Source organism: Streptomyces sp. NPDC059456 (genome assembly GCF_042750055.1).
GTDB lineage: Bacteria > Actinomycetota > Actinomycetes > Streptomycetales > Streptomycetaceae > Streptomyces.
The window spans coordinates 1-18,271 of sequence record NZ_JBHYVA010000091.1; the positions used below are offsets into that span (position 1 = coordinate 1).

Annotated in this window: 19 protein-coding genes; 5 read left to right on the forward strand and 14 right to left on the reverse strand. The window is 71.4% G+C overall.

Translation table 11 applies throughout. The features are described 5' to 3' along the window. The 8 genes from nuoH to ACFXA3_RS11330 form a co-directional block, all read right to left on the reverse strand. A partial coding sequence (gene nuoH / locus ACFXA3_RS11295; protein WP_385185110.1) for an NADH-quinone oxidoreductase subunit NuoH occupies window positions 1-1,203 on the reverse strand: 1,203 nt, incomplete at its 3' end. 85 nt (window positions 1,204-1,288) lie between these two features. After that, a complete protein-coding gene (locus ACFXA3_RS11300) occupies window positions 1,289-3,796 on the reverse strand; it encodes an NADH-quinone oxidoreductase subunit G (protein ID WP_385185112.1) in 2,508 nt (835 codons plus the stop codon). Then, window positions 3,793-5,139, reverse strand: a complete 1,347-nt coding sequence (gene nuoF, locus ACFXA3_RS11305; protein WP_385185115.1) for an NADH-quinone oxidoreductase subunit NuoF — start codon at window positions 5,137-5,139, stop codon at window positions 3,793-3,795. Before nuoF ends, ACFXA3_RS11300 begins: the two co-directional genes overlap by 4 nt. Beyond that, window positions 5,139-5,903: an NADH-quinone oxidoreductase subunit NuoE gene (nuoE, locus tag ACFXA3_RS11310; RefSeq protein ID WP_385185118.1), complete on the reverse strand. Its 765-nt coding sequence runs from the start codon at window positions 5,901-5,903 to the stop codon at window positions 5,139-5,141. Before nuoE ends, nuoF begins: the two co-directional genes overlap by 1 nt. Continuing rightward, window positions 5,900-7,249, reverse strand: a complete 1,350-nt coding sequence (locus ACFXA3_RS11315; protein ID WP_385185121.1) for an NADH-quinone oxidoreductase subunit D — start codon at window positions 7,247-7,249, stop codon at window positions 5,900-5,902. Before ACFXA3_RS11315 ends, nuoE begins: the two co-directional genes overlap by 4 nt. Beyond that, window positions 7,249-7,971 carry an NADH-quinone oxidoreductase subunit C gene (locus tag ACFXA3_RS11320; protein WP_385185124.1) on the reverse strand — a complete coding sequence of 241 codons (723 nt, stop codon included), beginning with the start codon at window positions 7,969-7,971 and terminating at the stop codon, window positions 7,249-7,251. Before ACFXA3_RS11320 ends, ACFXA3_RS11315 begins: the two co-directional genes overlap by 1 nt. Next, on the reverse strand, window positions 7,968-8,522 hold the full coding sequence (locus ACFXA3_RS11325) for an NADH-quinone oxidoreductase subunit B family protein (RefSeq protein WP_356850818.1): 555 nt from the start codon (window positions 8,520-8,522) through the stop codon (window positions 7,968-7,970). The genes ACFXA3_RS11320 and ACFXA3_RS11325 overlap by 4 nt, the downstream gene beginning before the upstream one ends. A gap of 15 nt (window positions 8,523-8,537) precedes the next feature. Beyond that, complete coding sequence (locus ACFXA3_RS11330; RefSeq protein WP_030028256.1) at window positions 8,538-8,897, reverse strand: NADH-quinone oxidoreductase subunit A; 360 nt, start codon at window positions 8,895-8,897, stop codon at window positions 8,538-8,540. Window positions 8,898-9,689: 792 nt separating this feature from the next. Between ACFXA3_RS11330 and ACFXA3_RS11335 the strand changes: the two genes are divergently transcribed. Together ACFXA3_RS11335 and ACFXA3_RS11340 are read left to right on the forward strand one after the other, a co-directional pair. Next, window positions 9,690-10,523 (forward strand): C40 family peptidase, encoded by an 834-nt coding sequence (locus tag ACFXA3_RS11335; RefSeq protein WP_385185128.1) that lies wholly within the window; start codon window positions 9,690-9,692, stop codon window positions 10,521-10,523. A gap of 179 nt (window positions 10,524-10,702) precedes the next feature. Continuing rightward, the gene (locus tag ACFXA3_RS11340; protein WP_385185131.1) at window positions 10,703-11,032 is read left to right on the forward strand and encodes a hypothetical protein; all 330 of its coding nucleotides are present in this window, start codon (window positions 10,703-10,705) and stop codon (window positions 11,030-11,032) included. A 9-nt stretch (window positions 11,033-11,041) separates the two neighbouring features. On the opposite strand, the gene ACFXA3_RS11345 is transcribed toward ACFXA3_RS11340, so the two are convergent. Next, complete coding sequence (locus ACFXA3_RS11345; protein WP_385185134.1) at window positions 11,042-12,325, reverse strand: geranylgeranyl reductase family protein; 1,284 nt, start codon at window positions 12,323-12,325, stop codon at window positions 11,042-11,044. A gap of 97 nt (window positions 12,326-12,422) precedes the next feature. Here ACFXA3_RS11345 and ACFXA3_RS11350 point away from each other — a divergent pair, with 97 nt between their 5' ends. After that, on the forward strand, window positions 12,423-12,941 hold the full coding sequence (locus ACFXA3_RS11350) for a GNAT family N-acetyltransferase (protein WP_385185137.1): 519 nt from the start codon (window positions 12,423-12,425) through the stop codon (window positions 12,939-12,941). A 33-nt stretch (window positions 12,942-12,974) separates the two neighbouring features. Here ACFXA3_RS11350 and ACFXA3_RS11355 read toward each other — a convergent pair whose 3' ends face one another. Then, window positions 12,975-13,886: a glutaminase gene (locus ACFXA3_RS11355; protein ID WP_385185140.1), complete on the reverse strand. Its 912-nt coding sequence runs from the start codon at window positions 13,884-13,886 to the stop codon at window positions 12,975-12,977. Window positions 13,887-13,892: 6 nt separating this feature from the next. Next, window positions 13,893-14,585 carry a demethylmenaquinone methyltransferase gene (locus tag ACFXA3_RS11360; protein WP_385185143.1) on the reverse strand — a complete coding sequence of 231 codons (693 nt, stop codon included), beginning with the start codon at window positions 14,583-14,585 and terminating at the stop codon, window positions 13,893-13,895. Between the two features lie 261 nt (window positions 14,586-14,846). Here ACFXA3_RS11360 and ACFXA3_RS11365 point away from each other — a divergent pair, with 261 nt between their 5' ends. Both ACFXA3_RS11365 and ACFXA3_RS11370 read left to right on the forward strand, forming a co-directional pair. Then, the gene (locus ACFXA3_RS11365) at window positions 14,847-15,794 is read left to right on the forward strand and encodes a DUF3152 domain-containing protein (RefSeq protein ID WP_385185146.1); all 948 of its coding nucleotides are present in this window, start codon (window positions 14,847-14,849) and stop codon (window positions 15,792-15,794) included. Between the two features lie 59 nt (window positions 15,795-15,853). After that, window positions 15,854-16,162, forward strand: a complete 309-nt coding sequence (locus ACFXA3_RS11370) for a response regulator transcription factor (protein ID WP_385185149.1) — start codon at window positions 15,854-15,856, stop codon at window positions 16,160-16,162. Here the strand turns inward: ACFXA3_RS11370 and ACFXA3_RS11375 are convergent. The 3 genes from ACFXA3_RS11375 to ACFXA3_RS11385 form a co-directional block, all read right to left on the reverse strand. After that, on the reverse strand, window positions 16,159-16,893 hold the full coding sequence (locus ACFXA3_RS11375) for a helix-turn-helix transcriptional regulator (protein WP_385185152.1): 735 nt from the start codon (window positions 16,891-16,893) through the stop codon (window positions 16,159-16,161). The genes ACFXA3_RS11370 and ACFXA3_RS11375 overlap by 4 nt on opposite strands. Before the next feature lie 10 nt (window positions 16,894-16,903). Then, window positions 16,904-17,842, reverse strand: a complete 939-nt coding sequence (locus tag ACFXA3_RS11380) for an alpha/beta hydrolase (protein WP_385185154.1) — start codon at window positions 17,840-17,842, stop codon at window positions 16,904-16,906. Window positions 17,843-17,927: 85 nt separating this feature from the next. Further along, window positions 17,928-18,170, reverse strand: coding sequence for a hypothetical protein (locus ACFXA3_RS11385; protein ID WP_385185157.1), 243 nt, complete (start codon window positions 18,168-18,170; stop codon window positions 17,928-17,930). Window positions 18,171-18,271: the final 101 nt, after the last annotated feature.

Sequence of the window (18,271 nt, forward strand, 5' to 3'; positions counted from 1 at the left end):
GTCGCGGAACAGGTCCGCGACGAAGGACAGCAGCAGGATCGCGACGACCGCGCCGCCGACGTACAGGACGATCTCCGAGAAGTCGTAGCGCTCGTTGCGCAGCGCCCGGACGGTCGCGACCAGCATCAGCCAGAGCACGGAGACCGGGATCAGGACCTTCCAGCCGAGCTTCATCAGCTGGTCGTAGCGCACGCGGGGCAGCGTGCCGCGCAGCCAGATGAAGAAGAACAGCAGCAGCTGGACCTTGATGACGAACCAGAGCATCGGCCACCAGCCGTGGTTCGCGCCCTCCCAGAAGTGGCTGATCGGGTACGGGGCCCGCCAGCCGCCCAGGAAGAGGGTGACCGAGACCGCCGAGACGGTGACCATGTTGACGTACTCGGCCAGCATGAACAGCGCGAACTTGATGGAGGAGTACTCGGTGTTGAAGCCGCCGACGAGGTCGCCCTCGGACTCCGGCATGTCGAACGGGGCCCGGTTCGTCTCGCCGACCATGGTGATGACGTAGATGATGAACGAGACCGGCAGCAGCACGATGTACCAGCGGTCGGCCTGCGCCTCGACGATCGCCGAGGTCGACATCGACCCGGAGTAGAGGAAGACGGAGGCGAAGGCCGCACCCATCGCGATCTCGTACGAGATCATCTGCGCGCAGGAGCGCAGGCCGCCGAGAAGCGGGTACGTCGAGCCCGAGGACCAGCCGGCGAGGACGATGCCGTAGATGCCGACGGAGGCGACCGCGAGGATGTAGAGCATCGCGATCGGCAGGTCGGTGAGCTGCATCGTGGTGCGCTGCCCGAAGATCGAGATCTCGTCGTCCGCGGGGCCGAAGGGGATCACCGCGATGGCCATGAAGGCCGGGATCGCCGCGATGATCGGGGCCAGGACGTACACCACCTTGTCGGCCCGCTTGACGATGATGTCTTCCTTGAGCATCAGCTTCACGCCGTCGGCGAGCGACTGGAGCATGCCCCAGGGGCCGTGCCGGTTGGGGCCGATGCGCAGCTGCATCCACGCGACGACCTTGCGCTCCCACACGATGGAGAAGAGCACGGTCACCATCAGGAAGGCGAAGCAGAAGACCGCCTTCAGCAGGACCAGCCACCACACGTCGCGGCCGAACAGGCTGAGGTCCTCGGCCGCGAGGACGTGCGGCCGGGGCTCGGCCGTGATCCGAGCGAGCTGGGCGATGTGGTTCAGCATGCTCGCACCTCCCGTACGGGGGCCGGGGCTTCGCCCGGCCGAAGGACATGGGTCAGCGGCGCCGGGTGCCGCGGTGCGGTCGCGTTCACGGCCGCACCTGCGCGTCCTCGCCGGCCGCCGGGCCGGCCCCGGCCGGGCCGATCCGCACGAGGGTGCCCGGGCGGGATCCGGTGTCGGCGAGGACGCCGTGCCCGGTGGAGTTCAGCGGGAGCCAGACCACGCGGTCGGGCATCTCGGTGATCCGCAGCGGGAGTTCCACGGAGCCGGCCGGGCCGGTCACCGCGAGGACGTCGCCGTCCTTGACGCCGGTCTCGGCGGCGGTGGCGGCCGAGAGCCGGGCGCTCGCCTCGTGCCGGGTGCCGGCGAGGGCGTCGTCGCCCTCCTGGAGCAGGCCCTGGTCGAGGAGGAGCCGGTGGCCCGCGAGGACGGCCTCGCCCGCGCCGGGGCGGGGCAGCGGCGCGGTGTCCGCGGACTGCTCGGCGGCGCGCTCTCCGGCCCACGGGCCGAGCGCGTCGAGCTCGCGGCGTACGGCGTGTACGTCGGGCAGCGCGATCGGCCGGTCGGCGGCGTCGGCCAGCATGTGCAGCACGCGGGCGTCGGCGGGGGCGAGCCGGCGGGTCATCTGCTCGGGCTTGAGCGCGGCCTCGAACGGCCGGACCCTGCCCTCCCAGTTGATGAACGCGCCCGCCTTCTCGGCGACGGCGGCGACCGGGAAGACCACGTCCGCGTGGTCGGTGACCTGGCCTGGCCGCAGTTCCAGGGAGACGACGAAGGCCTCCTGGAGGGCGACCAGCGCCCGTGCGGGATCCGGCAGGTCGGCGATCTCCACGCCCGCGATCAGCAGGGCGGACAGCTCGCGGCCTGCGGCGGCCTCGACGATCTGGCCGGTGTCGCGGCCGTAGCGGTGCGGGAGTTCGTCCAGCCCCCACGCGGTGGCGACCTCGTCGCGGGCCCGCGGGTCGGTGGCCGGCCGGGCCCCCGGCAGCAGGGACGGCAGGGCGCCCGCCTCGACGGCGGCCCGCTCCCCGGCCCGGCGCGGGATCCACACCAGCCGGGCGCCGGTGGCGGCGGCGGCCCGTACGGCGGCGGTCAGCGCGCCGGGCACGCCGGCCAGGCGCTCCCCGACGACGATGACCGCGCCGGCCTGGCGCAGTGCGTCGGCGGCTTCGGCCCCGCCGGCCTCCAGTCCGGTCCGGGAGGCCAGGGCGTCGAGCCATTCGGGCTCGGTGCCGGGGGCGGCGGCCAGCAGGGTGCCGCCGGCCTTCTCCAGGCCGCGGGTGGCGAACGGGGCGAGGGCGAAGGTCCGCTGCTTGTGCTTGCGGTGGGCCTTGCGCAGCCGCAGGAAGACGCCGGGGGCCTCCTCCTCGGACTCGATGCCGGCGAGCAGGACGGCGGGGGCCGCCTCCAGCGCGGAGTACGTCACCCCCTTCCCGTCGAGGTCCTTGCCGGTGCCGGCCACGGTGGCGGCCAGGAACTCGGCCTCCTCCGCGCTGTGGATCCGGGCCCGGAAGTCGATGTCGTTGGTGTCGAGGACCACCCGGGCGAACTTGGCGTACGCGTAGGCGTCCTCGACGGTGAGCCGCCCGCCGGTCAGGACGCCGGCCCGGCCGCGCGCGGCGGCGAGCCCGGCGGCCGCCGCCTCCAGGGCCTCGGGCCAGCTCGCCGGGGCGAGGAGCCCGTCGGTGCCGCGCACCAGCGGGGTGGTGAGCCGGTCGGGGCGCTGCGCGTAGCGGAACCCGAAGCGGCCCTTGTCGCAGATCCACTCCTCGTTGACCTCGGGGTCCTCGGCGGCCATCCGGCGCAGCACCTTGCCGCGGCGGTGGTCGGTCCGGGTCGCGCAGCCGCCCGCGCAGTGCTCGCACACGCTCGGGGAGGAGACGAGGTCGAACGGGCGGGAGCGGAACCGGTACGCCGCCGAGGTGAGGGCGCCGACGGGGCAGATCTGGATGGTGTTGCCGGAGAAGTACGACTCGAAGGGGTCGCCCTCGCCGATGCCGACCTGCTGGAGCGCGCCGCGTTCCAGGAGTTCGATCATCGGGTCGCCGGCGACCTGGGTGGAGAAGCGGGTGCAGCGCGCGCACAGCACGCACCGCTCGCGGTCCAGCAGCACCTGCGTGGAGATCGGGACCGGCTTCTCGTACGTGCGCTTCTTGCCCTCGAAACGAGAGTCGCTCTGCCCGTGGGACATCGCCTGGTTCTGCAGCGGGCACTCGCCGCCCTTGTCGCAGACCGGGCAGTCCAGCGGGTGGTTGATGAGCAGCAGCTCCATCACGCCGCGCTGGGACTTCTCGGCGACCGGGGAGGTCAGCTGCGTCTTGACGACCATGCCGTCGGTGCAGGTGATGGTGCAGGAGGCCATCGGCTTGCGCTGGCCCTCGACCTCGACGATGCACTGGCGGCAGGCGCCGACCGGGTCGAGGAGGGGGTGGTCGCAGAACCGGGGGATCTCGATGCCGATCTGCTCGGCGGCCCGGATGACCAGGGTGCCCTTGGGCACCGACAGTTCGATGCCGTCGATGGTCAGGGAGATCAGGTCCTCGGGCGGGACGGCGGCCTCTCCGCCACCGGTCGGAGCATTCGTGGTGACGGTCATGCGTTCACCTCCGTGTCAGCCCAGAGGGTCGACTTCCTGGGGTCGAAGGGGCAGCCCTTGCCCGTGATGTGCTGCTCGTACTCCTCGCGGAAGTACTTGAGCGACGAGAAGATGGGGCTGGCGGCGCCGTCGCCGAGCGCGCAGAACGACTTGCCGTTGATGTTGTCGGCGATGTCGTTCAGCTTGTCGAGGTCGGACATGACGCCCTTGCCGGCCTCGATGTCGCGCAGCAACTGGACGAGCCAGTACGTGCCTTCGCGGCACGGCGTGCACTTGCCGCAGGACTCGTGGGCGTAGAACTCGGTCCAGCGGGTGACGGCCCGCACCACGCAGGTCGTCTCGTCGAAGCACTGGAGCGCCTTGGTGCCGAGCATGGAGCCGGCCGCGCCGACGCCCTCGTAGTCCAGCGGGACGTCCAGGTGCTCGTCCGTGAACATCGGGGTGGAGGAGCCGCCCGGGGTCCAGAACTTCAGCCGGTGTCCGGGGCGCATCCCGCCGCTCATGTCGAGCAGCTGGCGCAGGGTGATCCCGAGGGGGGCCTCGTACTGGCCGGGGCCCGCGACGTGCCCGGAGAGCGAGTACAGGGTGAAGCCGGGGGACTTCTCGGTCCCCATCGCCTTGAACCAGTCCTTGCCCTTGTTCAGGATCGCGGGAACCGAGGCGATGGATTCGACGTTGTTGACGACAGTGGGGCACGCGTAGAGCCCCTCGACGGCGGGGAAGGGGGGACGCAGCCGGGGCTGACCGCGCCGGCCTTCGAGGGAGTCGAGGAGTGCCGTCTCCTCGCCGCAGATGTACGCGCCCGCGCCCGCGTGCACCGTGATGTCGAGCTTCAGTCCGCTCCCGAGGACGTTCTCCCCGAGGTAGCCGGCCTCGTACGCCTCGCGCACCGCCTCGTGCAGGCGCCGCAGCACCGGCACGACCTCGCCGCGCAGGTAGATGAAGGCGTGCTCCGACCGGATCGCGTAGCAGGCGATGATCATTCCCTCGATGAGGGAGTGCGGATTGGCGAAGAGGAGGGGGATGTCCTTGCAGGTTCCCGGCTCCGACTCGTCCGCGTTCACGACGAGGTAGTGCGGCTTTCCGTCGCCCTGCGGGATGAACTGCCACTTCATTCCGGTGGGGAAGCCCGCGCCGCCGCGGCCGCGCAGACCGGAGTCCTTCACGTAGGCGATGAGGTCGTCCGGGGTCATCGCGAGCGCCTTGCGCAGGCCTTCGTACCCCTCGTGCCGGCGGTAGGTCTCCAGCGTCCACGACCGCGGCTCGTCCCAGAAGGCCGACAGCACGGGCGCCAGCAGCTTCTCCGGGGCGCCGTTCTCATGCATTTCGGCGGTCACCGTCATCACTCCCCCTCCTCGGTGGAAGCCGCAGCCTCGCCACGCGGGTGCACGACCTTGCCGAGCTGCGGGGTCTCGCCGCGCGCGATGCGCAGCCCGATCAGGGAGGCGGGGCCGGCGCCGCCGCTCGCCTCGACCGCGCCCTCGCGCTCGTCCGGGAAGCCCGCGAGGATCCGGGCGGTCTCCTTGTACGTGCACAGGGGCGCGCCCCGGGTCGGCGCGACGGGCCGGCCGGCGATCAGGTCGTCGACCATGGCCTTGGCGGACTCGGGGGTCTGGTTGTCGAAGAACTCCCAGTTGACCATCACCACGGGGGCGTAGTCGCAGGCCGCGTTGCACTCGATGTGCTCCAGCGTGACCTTGCCGTCGGGGGTGGTCTCGTTGTTGCCGACCCCGAGGTGCTCCTTGAGCTCGTCGAAGATCGCGTCGCCGCCCATGACGGCGCACAGGGTGTTCGTGCAGACGCCGACCTGGTAGTCGCCCGAGGCCTTGCGCCGGTACATCGTGTAGAAGGTGGCCACGGCGGTGACCTCGGCGGTGGTCAGGCCCAGCACCTCGGCGCAGAACCGGATGCCGGTGCGCGAGACGAAGCCCTCCTCGGCCTGCGTCAGGTGCAGCAGCGGCAGCAGCGCGGACCGGCTGTCGGGGTAGCGGGCGATGACCTCCTTCGCGTCCGCTTCGAGCCGGGCGCGCACGTCGGCCGGGAAATCGGGGGCCGGCAGCTGGGGCATGCCCAGACCCACCCCTTGACCGGTCGGATTGGCTGTCATCGGTCGACGCCTCCCATCACGGGGTCGATGGAGGCGACGGCGACGATGACGTCGGCGACCTGGCCGCCCTCGCACATCGCGGCCATGGCCTGCAGGTTGGTGAAGGACGGGTCGCGGAAGTGGACCCGGTAGGGGCGGGTGCCGCCGTCGGAGACGACGTGGACGCCGAGCTCGCCCTTGGGTGACTCGACGGCCGCGTACGCCTGCCCGGCCGGTACCCGGAAGCCCTCGGTCACCAGCTTGAAGTGGTGGATGAGGGCCTCCATGGAGGTGCCCATGATGTTCTTGATGTGGTCGAGCGAGTTGCCGAGGCCGTCGGGGCCCATGGCGAGCTGCGCCGGCCAGGCGATCTTCTTGTCGGCGACCATGACCGGGCCCGGCTCCAGCCGCTCCAGGCACTGCTCGACGATCCGCAGGGACTGGCGCATCTCCTCCAGGCGGATCAGGAACCGCCCGTACGAGTCGCAGCTCTCGGTGGTCGGCACGTCGAACTCGTAGGTCTCGTAGCCGCAGTACGGGTCCGCCTTGCGCAGGTCGTGCGGCAGGCCGGCGGAGCGCAGGATGGGGCCGGTGGCGCCGAGCGCCATGCAGCCGGTGAGGTCGAGGTAGCCGACGTCCTGCATGCGGGCCTTGAAGATCGGGTTGCCGGTGGCGAGCTTGTCGTACTCCGGCAGGTTCTTCTTCATGGTCTTGAGGAAGTCGCGCAGCATGTCCACGGCGCCCGGGGGCAGGTCCTGGGCGAGCCCGCCGGGGCGGACGAACGCGTGGTTCATGCGCAGGCCGGTGATCAGCTCGAAGATGTCGAGGATCAGCTCGCGGTCCCGGAAGCCGTAGATCATGATCGTGGTCGCGCCCAGCTCCATGCCGCCGGTGGCGATGCACACCAGGTGGGAGGAGAGCCGGTTGAGCTCCATCAGAAGGACGCGGATGACGGTGGCGCGGTCCGGGATCTGGTCGGTGATGCCGAGCAGCTTCTCGACGCCGAGGCAGTACGCCGTCTCGTTGAAGAAGGGCGTCAGGTAGTCCATGCGCGTCACGAAGGTGGTGCCCTGCGTCCAGTTCCGGAATTCGAGGTTCTTCTCGATGCCGGTGTGCAGGTAGCCGATGCCGCAGCGGGCTTCGGTGACCGTCTCGCCGTCGATCTCCAGGATCAGGCGGAGCACGCCGTGGGTGGACGGGTGCTGCGGGCCCATGTTGACGACGATCCGCTCGTCGTCGGCCTTGGCCGCGGACTGGACGATCTCGTCCCAGTCGCCGCCGGTGACGGTGTAGACGGTGCCCTCGGTGGTCTCCCGGGAGGCCGCGGGGTCCGAGCCGGCGCTGTTCGATGCGTTCCGGGCGTTCATCAGCTGTACGACCTCCGCTGGTCGGGAGCCGGGATCTGGGCACCCTTGTACTCGACGGGAATGCCGCCGAGCGGGTAGTCCTTGCGCTGCGGGAAGCCCTGCCAGTCGTCCGGCATCATGATCCGGGTGAGGGCCGGGTGCCCGTCGAAGACCAGGCCGAAGAAGTCGTACGCCTCGCGCTCGTGCCAGTCGTTCGTCGGGTAGACGGAGACGAGCGACGGGACGTGCGGGTCGGCGTCGGGGACCGACACCTCCAGGCGCAGCACGCGGCCGTGGGTGATCGAGCGCAGGTGGTAGACGGCGTGCAGCTCGCGGCTCTTGTCGTCGGGGAAGTGCACCCCGCAGACGCCGGTGCAGAGCTCGAAGCGCAGGGCGGGGTCGTCGCGCAGGGTGGAGGCCACGCGCAGCAGGTGCTCGCGCGCGACGTGGAGCGTCAGCTCGCCCCGGTCGACGACGACCTTCTCGATCGCGTTCTCGGGGAGCAGGTCCTGCTCCTCCAGCGCCCCTTCGAGTTCGTCGACGACCTCGTCGAAGTAGGAGCCGTACGGGCGGTGGCTCGCGCCGGGCATCGCGACCGTGCGGACGAGGCCGCCGTAGCCGCTGGTGTCACCGCCGCCCAGCGCTCCGAACATGCCCTTGCGGACGCCGATCACCTCGGGGCCGCCGGCGGAGTCCCTGGGGGCAGGAACGTTGTTCCCGTTGTCTGGGGAGGTCTGGCTCACCGGAGGAGCCCCTTCATCTCGATGGTGGGGAGGGCCTTGAGGGCCGCCGCCTCCGCCTCGCGCGCCGCCTCTTCCCGGTTCACGCCGAGCTTGGAGCCCTGGATCTTCTGGTGGAGCTTGAGGATCGCGTCCATCAGCATCTCGGGGCGGGGCGGGCAGCCGGGCAGGTAGATGTCCACCGGAACGATGTGGTCGACGCCCTGGACGATCGCGTAGTTGTTGAACATTCCGCCCGAAGATGCACAAACCCCCATGGAGATGACCCATTTGGGAGCGGGCATCTGGTCGTACACCTGCCGCAGCACCGGCGCCATCTTCTGGCTGACCCGCCCGGCCACGATCATCAGATCGGCCTGGCGCGGCGAGCCGCGGAAGACCTCCATGCCGAAGCGGGCCAGGTCGTACCGGCCCGCTCCGGTGGTCATCATCTCGATGGCGCAGCAGGCCAGGCCGAAGGTCGCGGGGAACACGGATGACTTGCGCACCCAGCCCGCGGCCTGTTCGACGGTGGTCAGCAGAAAGCCGCTCGGCAGCTTCTCTTCCAGTCCCATGGGAAATTCAGCCCCTCAGTCCCATTCCAGGCCGCCGCGGCGCCACACGTAGGCGTAGGCGACGAAGACGGTGAGCACGAAGAGCAGCATCTCGACGAGCCCGAAGATCCCCAGGGAGTCGAAGGTGACGGCCCAGGGGTAGAGGAAGACAACTTCGATGTCGAAGACGATGAAGAGCATCGCCGTCAGGTAGTACTTGATGGGGAAGCGACCGCCGCCGGCCGGCGTGGGCGTCGGCTCGATGCCGCACTCGTACGCCTCGAGCTTCGCCCGGTTGTACCTTTTTGGGCCGATCAGCGTGGCCATGACCACGGAGAAGATCGCAAACCCTGCGCCGAGGGCTCCGAGCACGAGGATGGGCGCGTACGCATTCACGCTCCTCAGCTCCTTCCAGTCGTCCTTGACCGTTGGACCGCCGTGCCGGCACCGAGCGAGCCGCCCCGCGAAGATCGCCCAACTTCGAGAGATCGCATGTGAGGCAGTTCACAAGCCGGACTGCTGCGCATCTTATGCCCGGTGGTCTGTGATCTGCGACACGGGTAACAACAACGAGTTTGTGATCTCCACCACCTGACGAACGATCATGAAGTCCGATGAGCCGTGATCTTCATACGCGAAGCATCCACATGATCACCAAAGGTGACATCCAGGCCTGTTACCGCAGGTAGAAGGAGGATGGCACTATCAAACGATGTCCGGTGCAGGCAAATTTGCGGGATCAAGCCTTGCACGGTAAAGGGAATCGCCGTCGCCCGGTCGGGGGAGGCCCCGCGGACGGGAGTGGACGGGGATGAACGGGAGCGGACGGGGAAGGGGATGCGTGCACGCGTTCACGAGCGCCGGCCTCCGACCGCACGCCAAGTTCACGGCGAGGTCACGGACGGACCACGGGGCCCTCACAGTGAGACGTTCCTGTGACCTGCGCCACATCGAATTCGCGCCTCCGAAAGAGGGCTTGGCCATCTGTGCGCCGGGATGGTAGTCCGTGGATCATTTCGGACTAATTACTGAAACCCCTTGATCACAGCCTTGTGAGGGTGTGTCCGATTCGCCCGTTACGGCGTCAATAAGACGCGCGGCGCGCCCGGTTAGCTCACTTTCCGCGCAACTGTGGCGCAGACCACGTTTCTTGAAGGGAACCCGGGGCCCCTGATAGCGGTTGTCCTCATGTCCCACACCGCTCACATACCCAGCCACCGGAAGCCCCGCCGCTCCGCCTCGAAGCTCGCGGTCCGCGCCGGAGTTGCCGGTGGCGTCCTCAGCACCCTGGCGATGGCCGGCACGGCGAGCGCGTCCCCGTCCGAGCCCGTGGCCGAGACGACGCTCGAAATGCCGGTCCTGAACCTGGACCTGGCCGCCGAGGTCTCCTCCGCCGTCACCACCGCCGCCGAGAACACGGCCGCCGCCGCCGTCACCGGCGAACTGCGCACTCAGGAGGAGCAGGCCCGTACGGGCGCTGCCGCCGAGGCGAAGAAGGCCAAGGAAGACGCCGAGAAGGCCGACGCCGAGAAGAAGGCGAAGGACGAGGCGGACCGCAAGGCCGCCGCCGAGCGCGCCACCCGCGGCTCCGACCGCACCTCGCTGAAGAGCGCCTCCGCCGCCGCGTCCGACGAGCTGGGCTCGGGCACCGTCACCGCCCCGGCGACCGGCTCCGCCGCCGCCATCGTCAACTTCGCCCGTGCGCAGGTCGGCAAGGCGTACATCAGCGGTGGCACCGGGCCGTCCTCCTACGACTGCTCCGGCCTCGTCCAGGCGGCCTACCGCCAGGCCGGGATCTCCCTGCCGCGCGTGTCCCAGGACCAGTCCGCGCGGGGCACCTCCGTCTCCCTGAGCGCCCTGCAGCCGGGCGACGTCCTGTACTGGGGCTCCCGCGGCAGCGCCTACCACGTCGCCATCTACGTCGGCGGCGGCAAGTTCGTGGGCGCCCAGAACTCCAGCACGGGCATCGTCGAGCGCCCGCTGAGCTACGACCCGCCGACGGGCGCCGTCCGCATCCTCTGAGGCTCCCAGGGGCCTCTGAGCCCCTCTCAGCACGGCCCGAGGGCCGGCACTCCCCCTCCCCCAGGGGGCGGAGTGCCGGCCCTTCGCGCTGGAACGGGCTCGGCGTACCGCGTCCGCCGGGTCCCTGAGAAGATGGCGGGACACGGTGTCCGATGCAGTCCGGGAGGTGGAGGACCGTGATGGCCGACGCGTACGAGGAACACGGCTCCGGCGGGACGACCGCCGGCCCCACCGGCGACCCCACCGCCGCACCGGCCGCCACCGGGCTGTTCCTGCTCGCCGTCGGCGGCTGGCTGTTGAACACCGCCCGCCCGTGGCACAAACCCGGACATCCCGTCGTCCTGGGGCTCGGCTGGGCCGTTGCGTGCACCCTGCTGCTGTGCGGCACCGTCCTGGTGGCCCGCTGCGTCCGGGCCGTCCACGGCGCGCAGGAGCCCGCGTCGTACGGGGGCCCCGGAAACCCCGAAACGGGCCGAACCGGCAAAAAGCCGACCCGGCCCGCTCCTTAGCGTTCGCCGTCAGGCCTTCGGGGCCACCTTGGAGAGGCCGTTGATGATGCGGTCCATCGCGTCGCCCCCCGCCGGGTCGGTCAGGTTGGCCAGCATCTTCAGCGTGAAGCGCATCAGCACCGGGTGCGTCAGGCCGCGCTGGGCGGCGACCTTCATCACCTTCGGGTTGCCGATCAGCTTCACGAAGGCGCGGCCCAGCGAGTAGTAGCCGCCGTAGGTCTCCTTGAGCACCTTCGGGTAGCTGTGCAGGGCCAGCTCGCGCTGCGCCGGGGTGGCCCGGGCGTGGGCCTGCACGATGACGTCGGCCGCGATCTGGCCCGACTCCATCGCGTAGGCGATGCCCTCGCCGTTGAACGGGTTGACGAGGCCGCCCGCGTCACCGACCAGCAGCAGGCCCTTGGTGTAGTGCGGCTGCCGGTTGAAGGCCATCGGCAGGGCCGCGCCGCGGATCGGCTGCGTCATGTTCTCGGGGGTGTACCCCCAGTCCTCCGGCATGGACGCGCACCAGGCCTTGAGGACCTCGCGCCAGTCCAGCTCCCGGAAGGCGGAGGAGGAGTTGAGGATGCCCAGGCCGACGTTGGACGTGCCGTCGCCCATGCCGAAGATCCAGCCGTAGCCGGGCAGCAGCCGGTCCTGGGCGCCGCGCCGGTCCCACAGTTCCAGCCAGGACTCCAGGTAGTCGTCGTCGTGGCGCGGGGACGTGAAGTACGTCCGCACGGCCACGCCCATCGGCCGGTCCTCGCGCCGGTGCAGGCCCATCGCCAGGGAGAGCCGGGAGGAGTTGCCGTCGGCGGCGACGACGAGCGGGGCGTGGAAGGTGACCGGGGTCTTCTCCTCGCCGAGCTTGGCCTGCACGCCCGTGATGTGGCCCGTGCGGGGGTCGCGGACGGGCTCGCCGACGTTGCAGCGCTCGTACAGGCGGGCGCCGGCCTTCTGGGCCTGGCGGGCCAGGGTCTCGTCGAAGTCGTCGCGCTTGCGGACGAGTCCGTAGTCCGGGAAGGAGGCGAGTTCCGGCCAGTCCAGCTGGAGCCGCTGGCCGCCGCCGATGATCCGCAGGCCCTTGTTGCGGAGCCAGCCGGCCTCTTCGGAGATGTCGATGCCCATCGCCACGAGCTGCTTGGTCGCACGCGGGGTCAGACCGTCACCGCAGACCTTCTCGCGCGGGAACGCCGTCTTCTCCAGCAGCAGGACGTCCAGTCCCGCCTTGGCGAGGTAGTAGGCGGTGGTCGAGCCGGCGGGTCCGGCCCCGACGACGATCACATCCGCGGAGTGTTCGGAGAGGGGCTCGGTCACTGCGGGGTCTCCCGAAGGCTCGATAAAGGGTGCCCAACGGCACAGGACATGTGCAGTCTATGCAGCGAGAGAGATCACGAACCCGAAGGGCTGCCCGATGACCACCTCGCTCCCTGCCGTAGAGCTGCGCGTGCCCACCCACGAGGATGCGCGGGCCTGGCACGGGGTCTTCGACGACCCCGACGTGATGGAGTTCCTCGGCGGTCCCGCCGAGCTGTCCCTGTACGAGGAGTTCACCGCCCGGCAGCGGATGCACGACGCACAGCTCGGCTACTGCCTGTGGACGCTGCTGGACGCGCAGGGCGCGGTGATCGGCTTCACCGGCGCGCAGCCGTGGCCGCAGGAGAAGGCGTGGGGCCCGGTCGGGGAGATCGAGATCGGCTGGCGCCTGGCCCGCTCCGCGTGGGGCCGGGGGTACGCGTACGCCGCGGCGCTGGCGACGCTGGAGCGGGTCCGTGCGGCGGGGGTGCCGCGGGTGGTGGCGATGATCAACGACGAGAACCAGCGCTCGATCGCGGTCGCGGAACGCCTCGGCATGACGCTGGCGGAACGCTTCCTCCTCCCGAACGGCCACTCCTACGGCCGCCGCTACGAACTCACCCTCCAGGGCGGATGACCGGCAGGACACCCCCTGGAAGCAGGACACCCCCTAGAAGACGGAAAGCCCCGTCAGGGTGGTGAAGCGGTCCAGGGCGGCGGCCGCGGCCACCGAGTTGCCGTGGGGGTCCAGGCCCGGGCTCCACGCGGCCAGCGTGCAGCGGCCCGGGACGACCGCCACGATCCCGCCGCCCACGCCGCTCTTGCCGGGCAGGCCGACGCGGTAGGCGAACTCGCCTGCCGCGTCGTACGTCCCGCAGGTCAGCATCACCGCGTTGACCTGCTTCGCCTCGCTGCGGGTGAGGAGCCGTGAGCCGTCCGCCCGCAGCCCGTGCCGGGCCAGGAACCGTGCGGCACGCGCCAGGTCGGCGCAGCTCATCTCGATCGAGCACTGCCAGAAGTAGTGGTCGAGCAGCGCCGGCACGGGGTTGTCGATGTTCCCGTACGAGGCCATGAAGTGCGCGAGCGCGGCGTTGCGGTCGCCGTGCTCGTGTTCGGACGCGGCGACCTCCGCGTCGAACCCGAGGTCCGGGTTGCCGCTCTCCTGCCGCAGGAACTCCAGGAGCTCGCTGCTCGCGTCGCCCGTCAGCGTCTGCAGCCGGTCGGTGACGACGAGCGCCCCCGCGTTGATGAACGGATTGCGCGGAATGCCGTTCTCGTACTCCAGCTGCACCAGGGAGTTGAACGGGTTGCCCGACGGCTCCCGCCCCACCCGCTCCCACAGGCTGTCGCCGCCCTCGGCCAGCGCCAGGGCCAGGGCGAACACCTTGGTGATGGACTGCGCGGAGAACGGGACCCGCCAGTCCCCCACGCCGTACACGTTGCCTTCGAGATCGGCGACGGCCATCCCGAACTGCCCGGCGTCCACGGACGCCAGCGCCGGGATGTACTCGGCGGGGGTGCCGCTGCCCACCAGGGGGGCGACGTCCGCCGCGATCCTCTCCAGCAGCTCCTGGTACTCCACCGGTCCCTACGCCTTGGAGCCGCGGTGCAGCGTGACGATGCCGCCGCTCAGGTTGCGCCAGGCGACCTTGGACCAGCCGGCCTTCTGCAGCAGCGCGGCCAGCGCCGGCTGGTCGGGCCACTCGCGGATCGACTCGGCGAGGTACACGTACGCCTCGGGGTTGGAGGACACGGCGCGGGCCACCGGCGGCAGCGCGCGCATCAGGTACTCCGTGTACACCGTTCGCAGCGGTGCCCAGGTGGGCTGCGAGAACTCGCAGATGACGACCTGCCCGCCGGGCTTGGTGACCCGGTACAGCTCGCGCAGCGCGGCGTCGGTGTCCTGGACGTTGCGCAGGCCGAAGGAGATCGTCACGGTGTCGAAGACGTCGTCCCTGAACGGCAGCTTCGTCGCGTCGCCCGCGGTCAGCGGCAGCCAGGCGTGGCGCTTCTTGCCCTCGCGGAGCATGCCGAGGGAGAAGTCGCAGGGGACGACGTACGCGCCGGTCGCGGCGAACGGCAGCGAGGAGGTCGCGGTTCCGGCGGCGAGGTCCAGCACCGTGTGCCCGGGGCGCGCGCCGACCGCCTTGGCGACCTCCTTGCGCCACAGGCGGGACTGCCCGAGGGAGAGGACGTCGTTGGTGAGGTCGTAGTTCGCCGCCACACCGTCGAACATGGAGGCGACTTCGTGCGGCTGCTTGTCCAGGGAAGCCCTTGTCACTGGCGTTCGCCCCTCGGTGTGCGATGCGGATCGGCGGTCAACGGAAACCATCCTCTCAGGCCCGCTCCGCCCTCCGGTCCGGGGCCCACGGACGGGGCCGCACGTCCCGCTCACCCGGTGGAGCGGCCGCGGTACGGCGGGACAACTGGCCCGATGGACAGTTACGCGGGGCGTGCGTGCCCGCGTTGACTGGCCGAAACGGTCCGACAAGGGCCGCCGAAACGCGATATTGCCGAAATTCCCGAACAAAGGGCTCCATGCATGCCGGCAGGCCATCCCACCGGTCGAGACCGTTCCACCGGCCGCGGCTCCAGACGCGGCTCCAGACGCGGCTCCGGCAGCGGTGCCGGCCTCGGCCCGCGCGCCCTGCGCCGGGCCGAGCGGCGCAAGCGGCTGCACCGTACGCTCCTGGGCTCGGCCGCGCTGGTCGCCCTCGCGGCGACCGCCTACGCGGTCGTCCCGCTGGACGACGCCGAGACCGTCTCCGACAGCGTGGCCGCGGCGCCGCCCGCGCAGGATCCCGCCGCCGCGCCGTCCCCGTCGGGTTCCTCCGGGTCCCCCGAGGCCGGCAAGCCCCCGGAGGCGGCGGACACGCCGCAGGCCCCGGAAACGAAGCCGGGCGGCGGGTCCGGTTCCGCGGTACCGCAGTCCGGGCCCGGGGTGTTCTCGGCGTCCTCCCGGTCGGGACAGCCGCAGGGCAAGGGACCCGCCCGCAAGTGGCGGATCGAGGTCGAGGACGGCAGCGGGGTCGACGCGAACACCGCCGCCCAGTCGGTGGAGAGGATCCTCGGGGACCCGCGCGGCTGGATCAAGGACCCGGCGTACGGGTTCCAGCTCGTCGGCGCCGGACAGCCGGTGGACTTCACGGTGAAGATCGCCACACCCAGGACCACCGACCGGCTGTGCGAGGTGGTCACCCCCGAGCTCATCGGCGAGACGAACTGCCGGGCCGGCCACACGGTGGTGGTCAACCTCAAGCGCTGGCTGGAGGGATCACCGCAGTTCAAGGGGGCCGTTGAGGAGTACCGGGCGCTGATCGTCAACCACGAGGTGGGCCACGAGATAGGCCACGACCACGAGACCTGCCCGGGCCCCGGAAAGCCCGCTCCGGCGATGATGCAGCAGATCAAGGGGCTGCTCGGCTGCGTGGCCAATGCCTGGCCGTTCGACGGAAATGGAACCTACCTGTCAGGACCACCCGTCCCTTAGGACACAGGCAGAGCCGATGCGCCGACCATCGCACCGGCCGGGGGCGAGGAGTGGAATCCATGCGTGTCGTCAGCTTCAGCGTCCCCGCCTGGTTCCCGCCCCGCACGGGGGAGGAGGTGCGGCGGGAGGTCCAGCTCACCGAGCAGGAGTCGACGGTGTTCCTGTGCCTGGCGACCGGCGCCTCGAACGCGGAACTCGCCGGTGAGCTGCAACTGTCCGTCAGCACGGTCAAGTTCCACGTCCACAACATACGGGCCAAGCTGGGCGGCATCAGCCGCCTCCAGGCCTGCCTCCTGGCCGCCCTGGCCCGCGAGGGCGTCCCCGGCCCGAAGGCCACGCTCGCCCCCGAGGCCCGCCGTAGCGCCTAGCGGGCGGTCCGGGCCGGCGGGGACGGCGGGGAAGCCGGCGCGAGGGGCCGCACCGCGGCCGCGGCGGCCGATCCGCGCAGCAGTTCGGCCAGTTCGCGGGGGTGCGCCTGCTCGCCGGTGGGAGCCGCCGCCGTGATCCGGTCCAGCCGGAAGCCCCGGCCGGACCGCCGGGTGCGGCACCAGGCGACGAGGTACCAGTGGCCGCCGGCCGTGAGCAGCCCGGCCGGCTCCACCACGCGTTCGGATCCGTGTCCCGCCGCGTCGACGTACCGCAGGCTCAGCACCAGGTTGTCCGCGACGGCCCGCTCCACCGCCGCACGGACCGCGGACGGGGTCGGCGCCGGCAGGGCGACGATCCGGGCCGCCAGGGTCCGGGCCGCCGCGGAGGCGGGACCCGTCATCGACGCCGTGAGCTTCTGGTGGGCGCTGCGGGCGGCGCCGGCGTAGGGGGCGCCGGCGCCGGCCGCGGCGAGCGCGGCGGTCAGCGCCGCGGCCTCGTCGGCCGTGAAGTGGACCGGGGGCAGGGTCATCGCCGGGTCGATCGTCCAGCCGCCGCCGCGCCCGGGGGTGGTGCGCACCGGGACACCGGACTCCATCAGGGCCTGGAGGTCGCGCTGCGCCGTGCGCGTGCTGATCTCGAACCGGGCGGCGAGGGCGGCGACCGTGACCGGTCGCGGCGCCGTCGCGCGCAGTTCTTCCACCAGTGCGTAGAGCCGAGTCGTGCGGTTCACGGGGCCGACGCTACCGGCACGCGGCGGCCAGGAACTCCTGCTGGCGCTCCTGTTCCCGCTCGGTGACGGTCAGCGGGAACAGCGTGAAGCCGTGCATCGCACCGGCGACGACGCCGAGCCGTACGGGCGCGCCCGCCGCCCGCCAGCGCCGGGCCAGGAACAGCGAGTCGTCCAGCAGCGGGTCCTCGGTGCCGACGACGATCCGGGCGGGCGGCATGCCGGTCAGGTCGGCGAACAGCGGCGAGAGACCGGGGTCGCGGCGCTGCTCCGGGTCCGTCCCGGGCGTGAACAGCTCGTAGCTGCCGCGGAGGGAGTCGGTGTTGCTCAGCAGCGGCCGGGAGCCGAACGACCGCTGGCTCGGTGTCATCGACAGGTCGTAGGGGCCGAAGAGCAGGTTGGCGGCCCGGAACGCGTCGGTGATGCCGTGCCGGTCGCGCAGGCGCAGCAGGGTCAGGACGCTCAGGTGGGCGCCGGCCGATTCGCCGCCGATCAGCAGCCGCCGGGTGCCGAACTCGGCTTCGGCGTGGTCGATCAGCCAGCGGGCGGCCGCCTCGCAGTCGTCGGGTCCGGCGGGGAAGGGGTGTTCCGGCGCGAGGCGGTAGTCCACGCTCACGACGGCCAGCCGTGCCTCGACGGCGAGTTGCCACAGCCTCTCGTCCTGGCCGTCGGCGGACCCGAACGCCCAGCCGCCGCCGTGGATGTGCAGGTACACGCCGTCGACGCGGTCCGCCGCGAAGGTCCGCAGCCGCACGCCGCCCGCGACGACGCGGTCCCGGCCGTGCGGCAGTCGTACGGGTGGTGTGTCGCCGCCGAGCCGGTTGCGGCGCAGTCGGGCCAGCAGGGACGGGTCGAGGTCCTGCCCGCGGGCCGGGCGGCTCGCGGCGGCGGCCTCGAACTGCTCGTTGAAGGCCAGGGTTTCGGCGAGGCAGTCCTGATCGGTGATCGTCATGTGCTGACGGTCGCAGCCTTCGGCGACACCACCGTGTCACCCTTTCCCGGTGATCCGCGTCACGGTACCGGTACGCCGGGCACCCCTAACGGCGGCGGTGGAGGAGGCGGCCGGCGATGACCGTGGCCACGCAGGTGGTGGCGCCCCGTTCGAGGAGGGTGTGCGCGTCCGGGGTCGCGAACACCGCGAAGCGGGCCGGGGCGCCCGGTTCCAGGGTGCCGAAGAAGGCCTGTTCGGCCGTGTCCCGGCCGGCGAAGGGGTCCAGGGAGGGCGGGGCCGGGGAGGCCGCCGCCGTCGGCGGGAGGTGCGGCAGGGCGGTCCGGACCACCCCCGGGCGGCCCCCCCGGGGGGGGGGCCGCGGGGGCGCCCGCGGCCGGGCGGACGCGGGGGGGGGGGGGGGGGGCCGGGGCGGAAGCGTGAGAGTGAGGG